The following is a 13,729-nucleotide window of genomic DNA, read 5'->3' on the forward strand; positions in this document are numbered from 1 at the left end:
CAAGGAGCGTGATCATTTGCCAACGATTCGCAAGGAAATCCTCATTGAAGCTTCGCCCGAACAAGTATGGGACGCCGTCCGCGACGTCGGAGCCGTCCATCGCCGCCTTGTTCCCAGGTACACCGAGGATACGCGAATGAACGGTCATGAGCGGACGCTGACGATGCTTGGCGGCAACGTCGTGCGCGAGTACATCGTGTCCGTCGACGATCAGGCGCGCCGCATGGCCTATGCCGTCGTCGAGAGCCAGACCCCGCTGCTGCATCACCACGCTTCGTTCCAAGTCTTCCCGCACGAAGACGGCGTCGCCAAGCTCGTATGGACGACGGACTTTCTGCCGGACGGCCTCGCTGCCGAGATTCAGGCGCGCGTCGACCGCGGGTCGCAGGTGATGAAGGCAGCGATCGAAGCCGAGGCAAAAGGAAGCGTTCGATAAACGTTCCCGGTAAAGAACCAACCAGCGCAGATTTGCGCTGGTTGGCGAGATGACAAGGGTCTCCGATCGAATCACGAACGCTGACCGTTTGCGCGGCGTTGCTCTCAACTGGATCCCCCCCTTCCTTCCATTTTATATCTCATACGGCGTCTTTTCCGCTCAGCTCTTGCGATAGAACTCCGGCGTCACGCCGTAATAGCTCTTGAACCTCCGAATGAAATGCTGCGCGCTCTGGTAGCAGACATGCTGCGTGATCTCGTATACGCGCAGCGCAGTTCAAGTAAACGAAGTCCCCGATCGACTGCAGCGTGATCGCCTTTCGCTCCGCGCGAAACATCCGCCAAGCCCGCCAAATGCGCTCCAGCGTTTCTAAATAGAAACACCATCGGCCTCCTACTACTAAACGCGACCATCCACTAAACAAAAACGGGATGAAGCAGAAAAGCTCTGCTTCATCCCGTTTGCTTCTGCCTCGGCTGGCGCCGCGATCCCGCGCCTAGCCCAACTTCCGAGGCGGCTGCGCCGCAGCCGCCCTATCTACTGCCTTACTGCTTCGCCAAAAACGCGTCGATCTGCGATTGCAGCTCGGTCTGGATCTTGGCGATGCCGGCCGCGTCCAGCTGCTTGTTCAGATCGGCCAGGCCTTTGTCGATGTCTTTGACCAGGCCGTATTCGAGCGGAATGCCGTAGCGCAGCATGACGTTGCCGACGTTGGCGATCTCCGTCTTGACCTTGCTGTTGTCGAACACGAAAGTCTCGAGCGGGTAATGGTAGACGTTCTTTTCCCAGCTCTTGACCAGGTCCGACGCTTCCTGCGGGAACGCTTCGTTGTCGCGGTTGAGCGGCGAGTTGAAGCTCCAGTTGGAGAAGCCCGTGAAGTTCGGGTTCTTGTCGAGCGCCTTGTACTTGTCGTCGCCGACCGGCTCGTAGTGGACGCCGTTGATGCCGTACATGATCAGGTCGTGCAGCTCTTTGTCGTTCTGGAACAGGTCGATCGCCATTAGCGCGCGCTCCGGGTTTTTGGAGGACGCGTGCACCGACGTACCGTTTTGCGTCGAGATCGCCACCGACTTCTTCTTGCCTTGGTTAATATCCGCCAGCGCCACTTCGTACGGCGAATTTTCCTGGCGCATGAGCGCCATCAGCGAGCCGAGCGTGCCGTTGTTATGCGTGATCGAAGCCGTCTTGCCCGCCTTGAAGTCCGCCTGGTGGTCGTTTTTGCTGTTCAGCACGTTTTTCGACCAGGCGTTGTGGTCCGCGAGATCCTTGTAATACGTCGCCAATTGCTTGAACTCCGGCGTGTTGTAGACGTTGAACACTTGCCCCTTATCGTCCGTCAGCTTGAAGGCGAACGGCATATCCAGGTCGAACATGTTCCACTCGTTCTGCTGTTTGAGCAGCACGCGGTCGAGGTTGTGGAACTTCCAGTCGCCCGTCTCCGGCGTGAACGGCACGATGCCCTTCTCCTTCTCGGCAATCGTTTTCAAATATGTGGCATACGCTTCCGGGCTGTTGATCTCGGGCAGGTTGTACTTTTTTGCGCAGATCTTCGCGGTACAGGATCAGCTTCTCTACGGATTCCCCGCGGTTCTGCGGCACCATGTAGAGCTTGCCGTTGACCTTCGCCTGGTCCCAGCTGACCTTGGACATGTTCTTCCATGCCTGCGGCGCGTACTTAGCCAGCATATCGTCGGTGAGTTCAAGAAATCCGCCCTTCAGCGCCTGGTCGTTGTAGCCCGCCCAGTTGGCCGAGTAGATCAGGTCGAAGTTCTCGTCCGCGGCCAGCTTCAGCGGATACTTCTGCGCCCAGTCGGACCAGTCGAGGAATTCGCCTTCGATCGTCGCGTTGATCTTCTCCTTAAGCTTCTTGTTGATCTCGGCGAAAACGGAATCGTAATCAACCGGCTTCGGTCCGACGAAGATCATCTTCAGCTTCACTTCTTTGGACGTGTCGACGGCCCCTTCGGCCGGCGCGGCGGCGCTGCTGCTCGCAGACGAGGCCGAGGCCGACGCGCTCTTGGACGGCTCCGCGCTTGAACTTGCCGACGATCCGGAATTTTTGTTGTCGTTGCCGCCGCATGCGCTCATGATCATCACGAAAGCGAACAACAGCGTGAACATCGTCCATCTGCTTTTTCTCAACATGCCGATCTTCCCCCTAATGATAGTCTTAACCCTTGTCTGATGAAGCTATATCGATAAACCGGGTCGCCCCGTATTCATCCCTTTACCGCGCCGATCGTGAGACCTTGAACGAAGTAGCGCTGCACGAACGGATAGGCCAGCAGGATCGGGCCCGTCGCGACGACCGTCATCGCCATCTTCAAACTTTCTGTCGGAATGGCCGTCGTCACGACAGCCCCCGCGCCCATCATCGCCTTGCGCATGCCGTCCATGTTGCCCAGCATTTTGTACAAATAGTACTGAAGCGGCATGAGCTTCTCGTCCGACACGAACAGCAGGGCGTTGTACCAATCGTTCCAATAGGCCAGCGCCAGGAACAGCCCGATCGTCGCGAGCGCCGGCTTGGAGAGCGGCAGAATCAGCTGCGCATAGATGCGGAAGTCGCCTGCGCCGTCGATCTTGGCCGACTCGACGATCGCCTCCGGGATGCCGCCGAGGAACGACTTCATGACGATGATGTAGAAGACGTTGAGCACGAGCGGCACGATCAGCGCGAGCACCGTATCCTTCATGTGCAAGTAGTTCACGATGAGCAGGTACCACGGGACGAGCCCGCCGCTGAACAAGGTGGTGAAGAAAAAGAAGAAGGAAAAGCCGTTGCGCCACTTGAAGTCCCTGCGGGACAGCGCGTAGGACGTCATCGAAGTCAGGAACAGCCCCAGCAGCGTGCCGCCGATCGTCACCCCGATCGTCACCAGGTAGGCCTGGATCATCTCGGTCGGGTATTTAAACAAAATGCTGTACGCCTCGACCGAAAAGTCCGTCGGGATAAACTGATAACCCGCCGTAATGATCCGGTTCTCGCTCGTCAGCGACGAAGACACGACCAGCAGGAACGGCAGCAGGCAAAGCAGCGCCATGATCGTCAGCGATACGTACCCGATAGCGGCGAATACTTTCTGATCCGTCTTTTTGACGCCCGAGGTTTTGGCGAACGACTTGTCCGCATTCAGCTCCGTTGCGCTCATGTCACCAGCCTCCTCTTTAGAATAGCGCGCGGTCTTTGTCGTACCGCCGTACCGCATAGTTGACCGCCATGATCGTAGCGAAGCCGAGCACCGATTGGAAGACGCCGGCCGCGGCCGACATGCCGATGTCGTTGGACGTGATGAGCGACCGGAAGACAAAGGTGTCGATGACGTCCGTCGCGGAGAACAGCATCCCGTTGTTGCCGACCATGTTGTAGAACATCCCGAAGTCCCCGCGGAAAATGTTGCCGACCGCCAGCAGCACCAGGATGATGATCGTCGGGTACAGATTCGGGATCGTCACCTTCAGGATGCGCTGGAAGATGTTCGCCCCGTCGATCTCCGCCGCCTCGTACATCTCGGTGTCGATGCTCGTGATGGCGGCCAGATACATGACCGTACCGTACCCGAGCCCCTTCCAGGCGGACACCAGCACCAGCAGAAACGGCCAGTAGGCGGGCGTGTTGTAAATATCGACCGGCTCAAGCCCGAGTCCTCTGAGCATGGCGTTCACGGTGCCAATGTCGTAGTTCAGCAGGTTGTAGGCGATGGCGCCGACCACGACCCAGGAAATGAAGTACGGAAGGAACAGCGACGACTGAATGATTTTGCGAAACCACTTGCCCCCGACTTCAAAAAGCAGGATCGCGGCGAAAATTTGCAGGACGTTGTTCACCGCGATAAAGGCCACGTTGTACAGCGCCGTATTGCGCGTCACCTGCCAGGCGTTGCCCGAGTCGAAGAAAAAGCGGAAGTTGTCCAGTCCGTTCCATGCGCTGCCGAAAATGCCGCCGGCATAATCGTAGCGCTTGAACGCGATGACGATGCCCGCCATCGGGATATAAGCGAACAAAAGGTAGAAGACGACCGCAGGGGTCAGCATCAACAAGAACATTTTGTATTTTTTCACATCGTGCCAGAAGCTGCGCAGCCGCATATCCGCTCCCCCCTCTCTCCTCTGTAGCTCTCATTATAGAAGGCGGGACGAAGCGGCATAATTCAGCGGAACAACTAAACTTAATACAAATTCAACGATCGAGGTGAAAAGTTTAAGTTCCGATTCGTCCGAAAAAAAAGGAGGCCCCTGTTCCCGCGGGAACCGGAGTCTCGTGAAGGGGGCGTCGATTCAGATGTTGTGCTTCTTGCGGTATTCGCCGGGGGACATGCCCATGTGCTGCTTGAACTGGCGGTTGAAGTAGATGATGTTTTTATAGCCGACCTGCTCCGCGATCTCGTACACCTTCTTGGTCGGCTCCTGCAGCAGCTCGCATACCCGCTTCATGCGCAGGTCGTTCAGAAAGTCGCTGAACAGGCTGTTGGTCTCGGCCTTGAATAGCTGGCCCAGGTAGTTCGGCGTAAAGTTAAAATGCGCGGCCACTTCGTTGAGCGTGATTTTCTGCTCCAGCCTGTCCTTCACGTACGCCGTAATGTCGTCGATCAGCTTGCGCTTCTGTCGCTGCCGCTTCAGGTAGAGCAGCTCGGACAGCTCGAAAAAACGCCTTCTGAGCCAGGACAATATGTCGTGCACCGTCTCGAACTGAAACAGGATGAGCGGCTGGTGAGCGTCCCAATTCAGAATCTCGTACAGATGCTCGTTGAGCTGCCGCAGATCCGCGTGAAGCTTGGACGTGATTCGGATGATTAGATCGTAAATCTCGTGCTTCTGGGAGAGCGGATGGTCGCCGTCGAACAGCTGCAGCAGGCAGTCGTCGATCGTCGTCAGGTCGTACTCGAGCATCGCCTTCAGCATCCGGTCGACGATCTCCTCCAGGTTCGGGGCGATCCGCTCCTTCGGGCGCCACTGCGAGGCGTCCTTGATGAGCCGGTTTTTGCCGACGATCCACTTGATGCTGAGCGCGGCTTGCGCCTGCCGGTAGGAGTCGTGCAGCTGGTCGAACGCGGTCGTGTACATCCCGGTTCCGATCGTGACGGAGAAGGCGAACTCGGCGTAAAAAGCGCGGATCAGCTCTTCGAGCAGGGCGGAAAAAGAAGGCTCGGGCACGGCGGCCAGCAGGACGAAGCGGCTGTCGTAGGCGTCGATGACGAGGCCCATGTTGCGCTCCTGCGCGAACCGGCGGATGAACCCGGCGGCGCCGGCGAGCCATGCGCGGCGCTCCTCCGCGGTCGAGCTGCTGGTCTTCCACGCGATATCGTCGATCTCGACGATGGCGACCGCGGTGCCGCCCTGGAGCATCGGCGCCAGGAAGCTGCGGACGTGCGCCTCGACATCGCCAGGCGCGGACTCGTTGAACCAGCGCAGCAGCAGCTCCTGGTTGACGAGCGACAGCGTCTCGGTCAGCGACGTATGCTGCCGTCTCTCCCGCTCGATCTTGCCGCATAGCTCCGTCAAAGTCGCATTCAGCTCGCCGTCCTCGACGGGCTTGAGCAGATAGCCGTAAGCGTTCAGTTGGATGGCCTGCTTCGCGTAGCCAAAGTCCTCGTGTCCGCTGATGAACACGATGGACACCTGCGGATTGATCTCCTTGGCCTGCCGCGCGAATTCGGTGCCGGACATGATCGGCATACGAATGTCGGACAGGATGATGTCGATCCGCTGCTGCTTCATCAGGTTAAGCGCAGCGAATCCGCTCGAGGCCGTCCGCACGCTTGCGCCCGACAGCTGCTCGTGCCCGGCGACCCGGCGCCTCAGCCATTCCAGGTCGACCGCCTCGTCGTCCACCAACAAGACGTTGATTCCGTTATCCGTCATTGATCACCGCGCTCCTTGTCTTCCCGAATCTCTGCGTTGTCCATCGGCAGGATCAGCTCGACGGTCGTGCCCGCGCCGTAGTAGCTCCCGATGCGAATGCCGAAGTCGCTGCCGTACCTCATCTTGATTCGTTCCTCCACGTTCTTCAGGCCGTAGCCGCCGGAGCGCGCTTCGCTCGAACGCATTCTCTTAAGCGTGTCCGGCCGCATCCCGATGCCGTTGTCGATGACCTTCAGCTCGATTCGGTCGCCGCCGAGCCGCCTGCCCGTGATCCGGATGGCGATCGACTCCCCGAACCAGGCGTGCTTGAATATATTTTCCACGAACGGCTGCAGGACGAGCTTGATGATCGGCACCCGCAAAATATCCGGGTCGATATCGACATACACCTGGAAGGTGTCCGCGTACTTGACCCGTTGGATGTCGAGATACGCCTTGACCTGCTCCACTTCTTCTTCAAGAGAAATATAGACTTGCCCCTCGTTCAGCGTCAGCCTGTAAAATTTGGAAAGCTCCTGAACCATCTTCGTCACCTTGTCGGCCTCGCCGAGATTTGCCAGGCTGCCGATCGTCGAGAGCGTGTTGTACAGGAAATGCGGACTGATCTGCGCTTGCAGCACGTCCAGCTCCGCCTGCTTTTTTTTGCATACCCTGCTCGTAGACGTCCCGGATCAGCTCCTGGATGCTCTGGGCCATCTGGTTGAAGGCGTCGGCGATGTAGACGAACTCGTCGTTGCCGGCGAACCCGATCCGCTTGTAGAAGTTGCCCTCCTGGAACGACCGTACGAGCGACACGATCCGCTTCATCTTCTTGCCGGACAGCCGCGCGACGAGGAAGCCGATAAGCGCCATGACCGCGAAGCTGATCGCGCAGACGGCGCCGATCACCCTGCGCATCTTGCTCGCGTCTTTGTTCAAGTACCGGTGAGGCACCCAAGTCTCGATCGCATAGTCGGAATCGGGGATATCTTCGCTGATGATCAGGTAGGAGCTCGCGTCGGCATTCGCCGCCATCGTCCCGCGCTCGTACAGATTCGCGGCCGTTGCCTTATCCTTCAGCCGGAGGACGATGCCCTGCTCGATCGGAAACGTATCGAAGTTGCCGAGCAGCTCGTCGAACCTCGCCGTTACGCGAATGTAGCCGATGAGCGACTGTGTGCCGTTCGCGGCGAACAGCTTGCGAAAATAGGAGATGTTCCCGAGCTCGCGGTCGGTGTCGATTTGCAGCCACAGCTTGTCCCTGCTCGACGGGGAGACGGACTTGAGCCAATCCGTCTGCGCGACGCCCTGCGCGGACAGCACGTAATAATCGCTCCGGACGATCGGCTGCGACATGTCGTCGCCCCCGATCTCCAGCATCGTCTCGTTGACCGCGTACAGGACGAGCCTCAGCTTGTTGCCGTACAGCTGGAGCGGCGCCTTCATGTACGGCACGATATCGTCTTTCATCTTCAGCATGTTTTCCCGGAGATCGCCCCTGAACTGCAGCGCGTTCTGGAACGTCGTATTGAGAAAAAGCGAATTCGTCATGCGCGTAATCTCGTCCATCTGGTATTCGATATTGTTGCTCGTCTGCCGCATCGCGGTCCGGATGTTCGTCTCCGCCATCTCGGTCCGGGACTCCACGAGCATGGTGTACGAGATGTAGCCCACCAGAATATCCGTCAGCAGAACCAGCACCAGATAGGGCAGCATCGTTTTATAGGTAAACGGGATGTATTTGCGGTTCAGCCGGAAAATCCCCATGCGCGCGCTCCCTTTCCGTTTCGAATCACCCCCGGAGAAGCGGGTTGACCCATTTTACAATGAAATGTGAGCGGTTACTAGATGTTCGGCATCGTCTCTTGGACCGTCTGCGGATCGCCGGCGTCTCGCGTACCGGCCATGCGTATCGCGAAAAAACCGGTCTATCGCGCAAAAGTGCAGGATAGCGAGCCGGCACCACGCGGGGAAGCGTCATTTGCGCTGTATCGTGTACATTTGCAGGATACGCGTAGCCGGGGCGATTTTCGGCGCAACTGGTTCTCTGCGTTCGCGCCTATACAGCGCGTCAACGTTATGTTCCAGTATGCGCCGTCCATCGGCATTGGGTCCGGACGGGACGGGCGGCATGGAAAAAGAGGGGCCGGCGGCCCCTCCCGATATCATTCTATGAAGTTGAGATTCATGGCCGCGTTCGAACGGTCCGCCCCTCAGGCATCGAGGAAGCCGACCGCGCGCAGCATACGCAGGAGCATCGCCGCGGTCTCCGCGCGCGTAATCTGCTGCTGCGGGCGAAGGCGTCCAGACGGATCGCCCTGGATCAAGCCGCTATGGACGGCGGCCGTCATCGCTTCCCGGGCCCAGGCCGAGACCTGTCCTGCATCGGCGAAGCCGGCGAGCGCCGCTGGCGAGCCTGACGCGGGGGGGAATGACCCGCCGTCGTCATCGCTCGCATGAGCACGGCCGCGGCTTCCTGTCGGCTGATGGGCGCATCCGGACGGAATCGTCCGCTTGCTTCGCCCTGCACGATGCCCGCTTGCGCCGCGGCCGCCACAGCCTCTGCATACCAGCTGCCGCTGGCGACATCGCCGAAGGCCGGACTCGTCGCGGCTGCATCCTGCAAGCCGAGGGCGCGTACGACCATGGCCGTCATTTCCGCGCGGGTGACCGGAGCGCCGGGCGCGAAGCTGCCCTCGTCGACCCCGTTAATGACGAGCAAGGAAGCAAGCGTGTGAACGTCTTCTTCCGCCCACGAGCCTTGAACGTCGGCAAACCGCTTGTCGTAGGTCAGCAAGGCATAGAGGCCGCCCGTTTGCGTCTTCCACTGCACGTCCGCATCCCCAAGCATGGTCGGCACCGGCGCAAACGTCTGCTGCGAAGCTGCGTAAACCGCGCTGAACAGCCGACCTTGAATCCCGGTTGCCGGCCGCGGGACCGTGACCGTGACGTAATGTCCGTAAGCGGACAACGGCCGCTCGGTCCCTCCGGCGAGCAGCGTCAGCTCCAGCTGGAGCGGCTGTCCGTGCATGACTGCGCCGAGCCGCTCCGCCGCGCGCGCGACCTCGCTCCGCTCGGCATCGCCCGCAAGGGACAGCCGCACGCGGAGCTCGTCGAACGATCGGTCGGACAGCTCGCGTAGCATCGCCATGGGCAGCTCGTAATCCGCCAAGCCCGTACGGACCTGCAGCGCGCCGTTCGGATTGACCTGCCGGAGCAGGTCGACGGTGTCCGAAGGCAGCGTCAGCGTCAAGGAGCCGGCAGCATTCGCGAACAGCGCCCGGCCGTCCAGCTGGATCGCGCCGGCTGCGAGCTCCTCCTGCGTCCACTTCGTATCGCGACTGGCCTTGTCGGCCGTCCATCGAATGATGTATTTGCGCAACGGATCATCTACTTGTGCCTGATCCGGGTCAGACGGCGCGGCGATCGCGCTGACAGTGACGGCCTTCACCGCTTCGTTGCCCGCCGCATCGCGGGCGTAGACGGTATAGGCGCCGTTGGCGTCGACCGTAAATGCGCGCGCCGCCAGAATGTCCGTGCCCACTTCTCCTCCCTCGAAGTCCGCGAGCGTTCGATTCCCCCGGGAGCCAGCGCAGCTTGGCAAGCGCATTGCCCGCCGAGGCCTCGCCATAGACGCTGCCCGTCACCGTAACGACCGCCGTAGCGCCCGGAGCCGTAGCCGCGCTCAGTTCAAGCGCAGGCGGGATCGACACGACGCGTACAGCGTTCGTATCAGGCACGGCATAGCTCAACAAAGCCGTCCCGACGCCGGATGCCGGCTCGATATCCGCGCCGTCCGGCAAGTCGACAAGCGAAGAGACCGCGATGCCGTCTGTATCCGCCAGTCCCGCCTGTACCTCGTAGGCAAACGAGAGCCGGGTGACGGGCGTGCCGCGGGCGCCCGTATACGCCGCATATACGACCTCGGCCACCGAGCCGCCGTCGAGCGCGACGGCGATGCGCGGCGCACCCGTCACGACGACTGCGTCCCGGTAGGTCAGCGTAAACCCAAGCTTATCGCCCGCGCCGTACAAGCCGGCGTCCGGCGTCGTCAGGACGATGCCGACGACGGCCGCCCGGAAGGTCGCAATCGCCGCCTCCAACGTCGTCTGCGCGGCATCCAGCTGCGCCTGCGTCCGATTCGCGGCGTCGTCGGCAACCGCCTGCGCGGCCCCGATCGCTTCGCTCAGCGTGCTCCGCGCACCAGCCGGAGCCTGCCCGACATCCGTGCCCGCCGGATGATCGTCCAGCGCCTGCTGCGCATCCGCGATCGCCGCCTCCAGCGCGGCTGGATCGCCCGCCGTCAAAATATTGGAGATACTGATCGTTTTCAATGCCTCATTGCCCGCCGTGTCTTTGGCGTAGACCGTATAGGTGCCGTTACTTGCGACATCCAGGCTTTGCGCAACGGTAATATCCGTGCCTGCGCTCGCAAAGTCCGACGCGACGCGGTTCCCGGCAAGCCACTTCAGCACGCTCAACCCGTTGCCGGCGCCGTCGATCTGCACGCTGACGGACACGGTCACCGGATCGAACGTATCGCCCGTCGTGGAGGGCGTCAGCGCGATCGCCGGCGCAGCCGGCATGACGACCGTATGCATTAGAACATCCGATGCGCCCGACGCATAATTGCCGTCGCCCTCATAATAAGCGACGATGGAATGCGGCCCGACCGACAGGTTCGACAGATCGAGCTCCGCGGTCCCGCCCGTCAACGCCACCGTCCCCAGCACAGTCGCGCCTTCCCTGAACGCGACCGACCCGGTCGGCATATCCAGATCGCCGGTGGCCGCGGCAGTCAGCGTGATTTCCTCCAGGTAGGTGGAAGAGGACTTCGAGGCGGACAAGTCGACTTTCGGCTGGAACGCCAGCTTTGCAGGGATCTTCTGTCCGCCGCCCCAGGCCCATATTCGTCCGGCGTCGTCAAGCGCGAACGAACGCTCGTAGCTGGCGGTTACCGATTTTATGGAGACCGGCGTTCCGCCGTCCGCGAAGGCAATTTTAAGAGGGAGCCCCCCGCTTGTCGTCGTGCCGTCCCCCAACTGCCCGTAGTCGTTTTTGCCCCACGCCCATACGTTGCCGCTCGTATCCAGCGCCAGCGCATAATGATTGCCGCCCGACACTTGCTTGAACTTGACCGGACTGCCGCCGTCCATGATCGTCTGCTTCACCGGCGACCAACTCGTGTCCGAATCCGGCGCGCCATCGCCCAGCTGACCGTAATTGTTGGTCCCCCAGGTCCATATATCTCCGTCGCTCTCGAGCGCCACCGCGAGATGTCCCCCGTCTCCGTACCCGCTTCCGGCGGCGACGGACTTGAACTGAGGCGCCGTGCCCCCATCGTCCAATACGAACTTGTGAACGTTGATGCCCGATTCTTGAATCTGCCACAGCTGTCCGTTCGAATCGATGCCGACGAGATGCTGCTCCTGTCCGGATATCGTCTTCCATACGACAGGAGTAGCGCCATCCGTTATCGGGAATAAAGTCGGCACTTGATCGGCACTCCCGCCATTGATGTACAATCCCCATGCCCATAAGCGGCCGCTGTTATCCAGCGCATAACTTGTAGTCCGGTTGGCTGCAACCTGCTTGAAGGCAACTGGGCTGCCTGCGTCCATGACGGTCAGCTTCTTCCAGGACGAAGACGAAGGAGACGTACCGTTTCCGAGATTGCCGTAATCGTCTTGCCCGGCGGTCCAGATCCGCCCTGCGGTATCCAATGCGATCGCGTGGGTGAATCCGGGCTCCACCTGCTTAAAAGCAACCAGCGCGCCTCCGCTGTCCCTGACTTCGATTCGAGCGGGCAATCGCTCGGCGGTGGACGTGGTGCCGTCCCCAAACTGACCGGATAGATTGTATCCCCAAGCCCAAATCGCTCCGTCTTGATCTAAAGCGAACGAGGTCCATTGTTGGCTTGAGATGGAAGTAAACGCAACGCCGGCTGCACTTGCCTTAGACGGCGGCACGAGCAGCGGCCCGAAGATCAGCGACAGCGCGATGAACACGAGAAAGCTCTTTTTCAAACTTAAACATCCTTTCTTTGCGGCAATTCTAGTGGAAACCATTTCTATTATTCTATCACACCGTAATGAAAGAGAGTGCCCATCGTCCGCCTATTTCTCGCATCCTAACCATAGCCTTCGACGGAGGTCGTTGACTTGTACCGGCGGCTGGTATGACGCGTAACAAAAGTCGGCCCCCTTCGTCTCGTTGAAGGAGGCCGTTGCTTTATGGCGCCGGCGTGTAAGTGACGGTATAGATTATATCCGTCGACTTGCCGTACTTGTTCGTTGCGGTAATCTTGAACCTGTTCTCTCCCGGCTGCAAAGAAACCGTGTAGTCCGCGTTATTGAAGGTTGTCTCCAGCGCGTGAAGCAACGTATCCTTCGTCGCGGGCGGCTCGAACGCGATCGTTTTCGTGACGGTCGTTTCTTTGCCCAGATTGAGACTTGACCTTATCCCCGGTCCCAGTTATAAGTCATCGTCTGCTTCTCCTGCCCCATAAGCGCTTGATGCGTGAAGGTAAAGGTATTCCCTTCTCTCTTGACCAGTGTCAGCCGGTCCGTCGGATAGTCGCCGTCGGCTTTCCCCCAACTCTCCAGCAGCTTCTGTTCATCGTCCGACAGGAGCTGCTTGTAAAGCGGCACGGCTTTATTATTCTTCAAATCGACCAGCAGCAGCATGCCCGCTTGGTAAGGACGGACGAGGGCTATCCCTTCGTCTACAGCGGCATATTCCAGCGTAAAATTGCCCTCGCCGCCGAGAAAAGCCGCCATATCATAAGCGGATGCCTGGTTGCCTTTCCGATCCAGGAACACGGCCTTTGTGCCGTTCAGCAGAGCATAGTAGCCGTCCGAGGACTTATCTATGCTTTTGGTCGGGTGAAAGCCGTAATAGCGTTCGGCCGTCTGGCTCGCCAGCTTGCCGTTCCGAATGACGAGCGCATAAAGATCGGTGCCCAGGCTCGGCTCTCCATGGCCGTGCGCGATCTTCAACAGCACGCCGCCTTCTTCCAGCTTGATAACGCCCATTCCATAGTATTGGTACGCCTGCACATTCGACCAGCCGATGGAGTGAGGCAGCTCGCCGCCCTTGGACGTGTATACGATACCGTTGTCCCTGCGTACCCAATACCAGCCTGCAGGATCGCCTGCAACCATGCTCAGTGGCGTGTACTCGATACCGATCTCCTTGCCTGGATAGGCGACGATCTTCCCTCCGGCCCAAGCCGACAGCGACTTGAGCGGATAGAACCATTCTCCGTTTTTCTTCATGGGGGCGGCCGCCATCGGAAGCTTGCCTCCGTTCGTGTAGGCATACTTCGAGGCCGGTCCCCATGACAATTTATGATTCGGACCCGTGACGTTCAGTAAGCCGTTTTTGTCTACAGTCCATACATAATCGCTGAATATGACCGACAGTTCTTTCAGCGACATATACGCCACGCCG

Annotated in this window: 13 protein-coding genes and 1 pseudogene; 1 reads left to right on the forward strand and 13 read right to left on the reverse strand. The window is 59.7% G+C overall.

The genetic code is table 11. From position 1 onward, the window contains the following. Positions 1 to 16: 16 nt before the first annotated feature. Positions 17 to 436 (forward strand): SRPBCC family protein, encoded by a 420-nt coding sequence (locus tag OMP38_RS32465; RefSeq protein WP_277568728.1) that lies wholly within the window; start codon positions 17 to 19, stop codon positions 434 to 436. 159 nt (positions 437 to 595) lie between these two features. Here OMP38_RS32465 and OMP38_RS36500 read toward each other — a convergent pair whose 3' ends face one another. From OMP38_RS36500 to OMP38_RS32520, 13 genes and pseudogenes are all read right to left on the reverse strand, one after another. Further along, complete coding sequence (locus OMP38_RS36500; protein WP_420869805.1) at positions 596 to 706, reverse strand: AraC family transcriptional regulator; 111 nt, start codon at positions 704 to 706, stop codon at positions 596 to 598. A 275-nt stretch (positions 707 to 981) separates the two neighbouring features. Then, entirely contained in the window at positions 982 to 1,809 is an 828-nt protein-coding gene (locus tag OMP38_RS35335; protein ID WP_338130744.1) for an ABC transporter substrate-binding protein, read from the reverse strand. Then, positions 1,763 to 2,581: a type 2 periplasmic-binding domain-containing protein gene (locus tag OMP38_RS35340; RefSeq protein ID WP_338130721.1), complete on the reverse strand. Its 819-nt coding sequence runs from the start codon at positions 2,579 to 2,581 to the stop codon at positions 1,763 to 1,765. Before OMP38_RS35340 ends, OMP38_RS35335 begins: the two co-directional genes overlap by 47 nt. A gap of 74 nt (positions 2,582 to 2,655) precedes the next feature. Next, positions 2,656 to 3,588 (reverse strand): carbohydrate ABC transporter permease, encoded by a 933-nt coding sequence (locus tag OMP38_RS32475; RefSeq protein WP_277568729.1) that lies wholly within the window; start codon positions 3,586 to 3,588, stop codon positions 2,656 to 2,658. Positions 3,589 to 3,604: 16 nt separating this feature from the next. Further along, complete coding sequence (locus OMP38_RS32480; RefSeq protein WP_277568730.1) at positions 3,605 to 4,525, reverse strand: ABC transporter permease; 921 nt, start codon at positions 4,523 to 4,525, stop codon at positions 3,605 to 3,607. 189 nt (positions 4,526 to 4,714) lie between these two features. Continuing rightward, the gene (locus OMP38_RS32485; RefSeq protein ID WP_277568731.1) at positions 4,715 to 6,298 is read right to left on the reverse strand and encodes a response regulator; all 1,584 of its coding nucleotides are present in this window, start codon (positions 6,296 to 6,298) and stop codon (positions 4,715 to 4,717) included. Beyond that, a complete protein-coding gene (locus OMP38_RS32490) occupies positions 6,295 to 6,918 on the reverse strand; it encodes a sensor histidine kinase (protein WP_277568732.1) in 624 nt (207 codons plus the stop codon). The genes OMP38_RS32485 and OMP38_RS32490 overlap by 4 nt, the downstream gene beginning before the upstream one ends. A 115-nt stretch (positions 6,919 to 7,033) precedes the next feature. Continuing rightward, positions 7,034 to 8,044: pseudogene (locus OMP38_RS35345) on the reverse strand (sensor histidine kinase); the annotation flags it as partial. A 446-nt stretch (positions 8,045 to 8,490) separates the two neighbouring features. Continuing rightward, positions 8,491 to 8,628, reverse strand: coding sequence for an S-layer homology domain-containing protein (locus tag OMP38_RS32500; RefSeq protein ID WP_277568733.1), 138 nt, complete (start codon positions 8,626 to 8,628; stop codon positions 8,491 to 8,493). Continuing rightward, positions 8,625 to 9,428, reverse strand: coding sequence for an S-layer homology domain-containing protein (locus OMP38_RS35350; RefSeq protein WP_338130745.1), 804 nt, complete (start codon positions 9,426 to 9,428; stop codon positions 8,625 to 8,627). Before OMP38_RS35350 ends, OMP38_RS32500 begins: the two co-directional genes overlap by 4 nt. Positions 9,429 to 9,687: 259 nt before the next feature. Continuing rightward, complete coding sequence (locus OMP38_RS32510) at positions 9,688 to 12,303, reverse strand: Ig-like domain repeat protein (protein ID WP_277568734.1); 2,616 nt, start codon at positions 12,301 to 12,303, stop codon at positions 9,688 to 9,690. 205 nt (positions 12,304 to 12,508) lie between these two features. Then, complete coding sequence (locus OMP38_RS32515) at positions 12,509 to 12,658, reverse strand: hypothetical protein (RefSeq protein WP_277568735.1); 150 nt, start codon at positions 12,656 to 12,658, stop codon at positions 12,509 to 12,511. 77 nt (positions 12,659 to 12,735) lie between these two features. Continuing rightward, on the reverse strand, positions 12,736 to 13,716 hold the full coding sequence (locus OMP38_RS32520) for a hypothetical protein (RefSeq protein WP_277568736.1): 981 nt from the start codon (positions 13,714 to 13,716) through the stop codon (positions 12,736 to 12,738). Positions 13,717 to 13,729: the final 13 nt, after the last annotated feature.

The organism is Cohnella ginsengisoli (assembly GCF_029525555.1).
GTDB lineage: Bacteria > Bacillota > Bacilli > Paenibacillales > Paenibacillaceae > Cohnella > Cohnella ginsengisoli.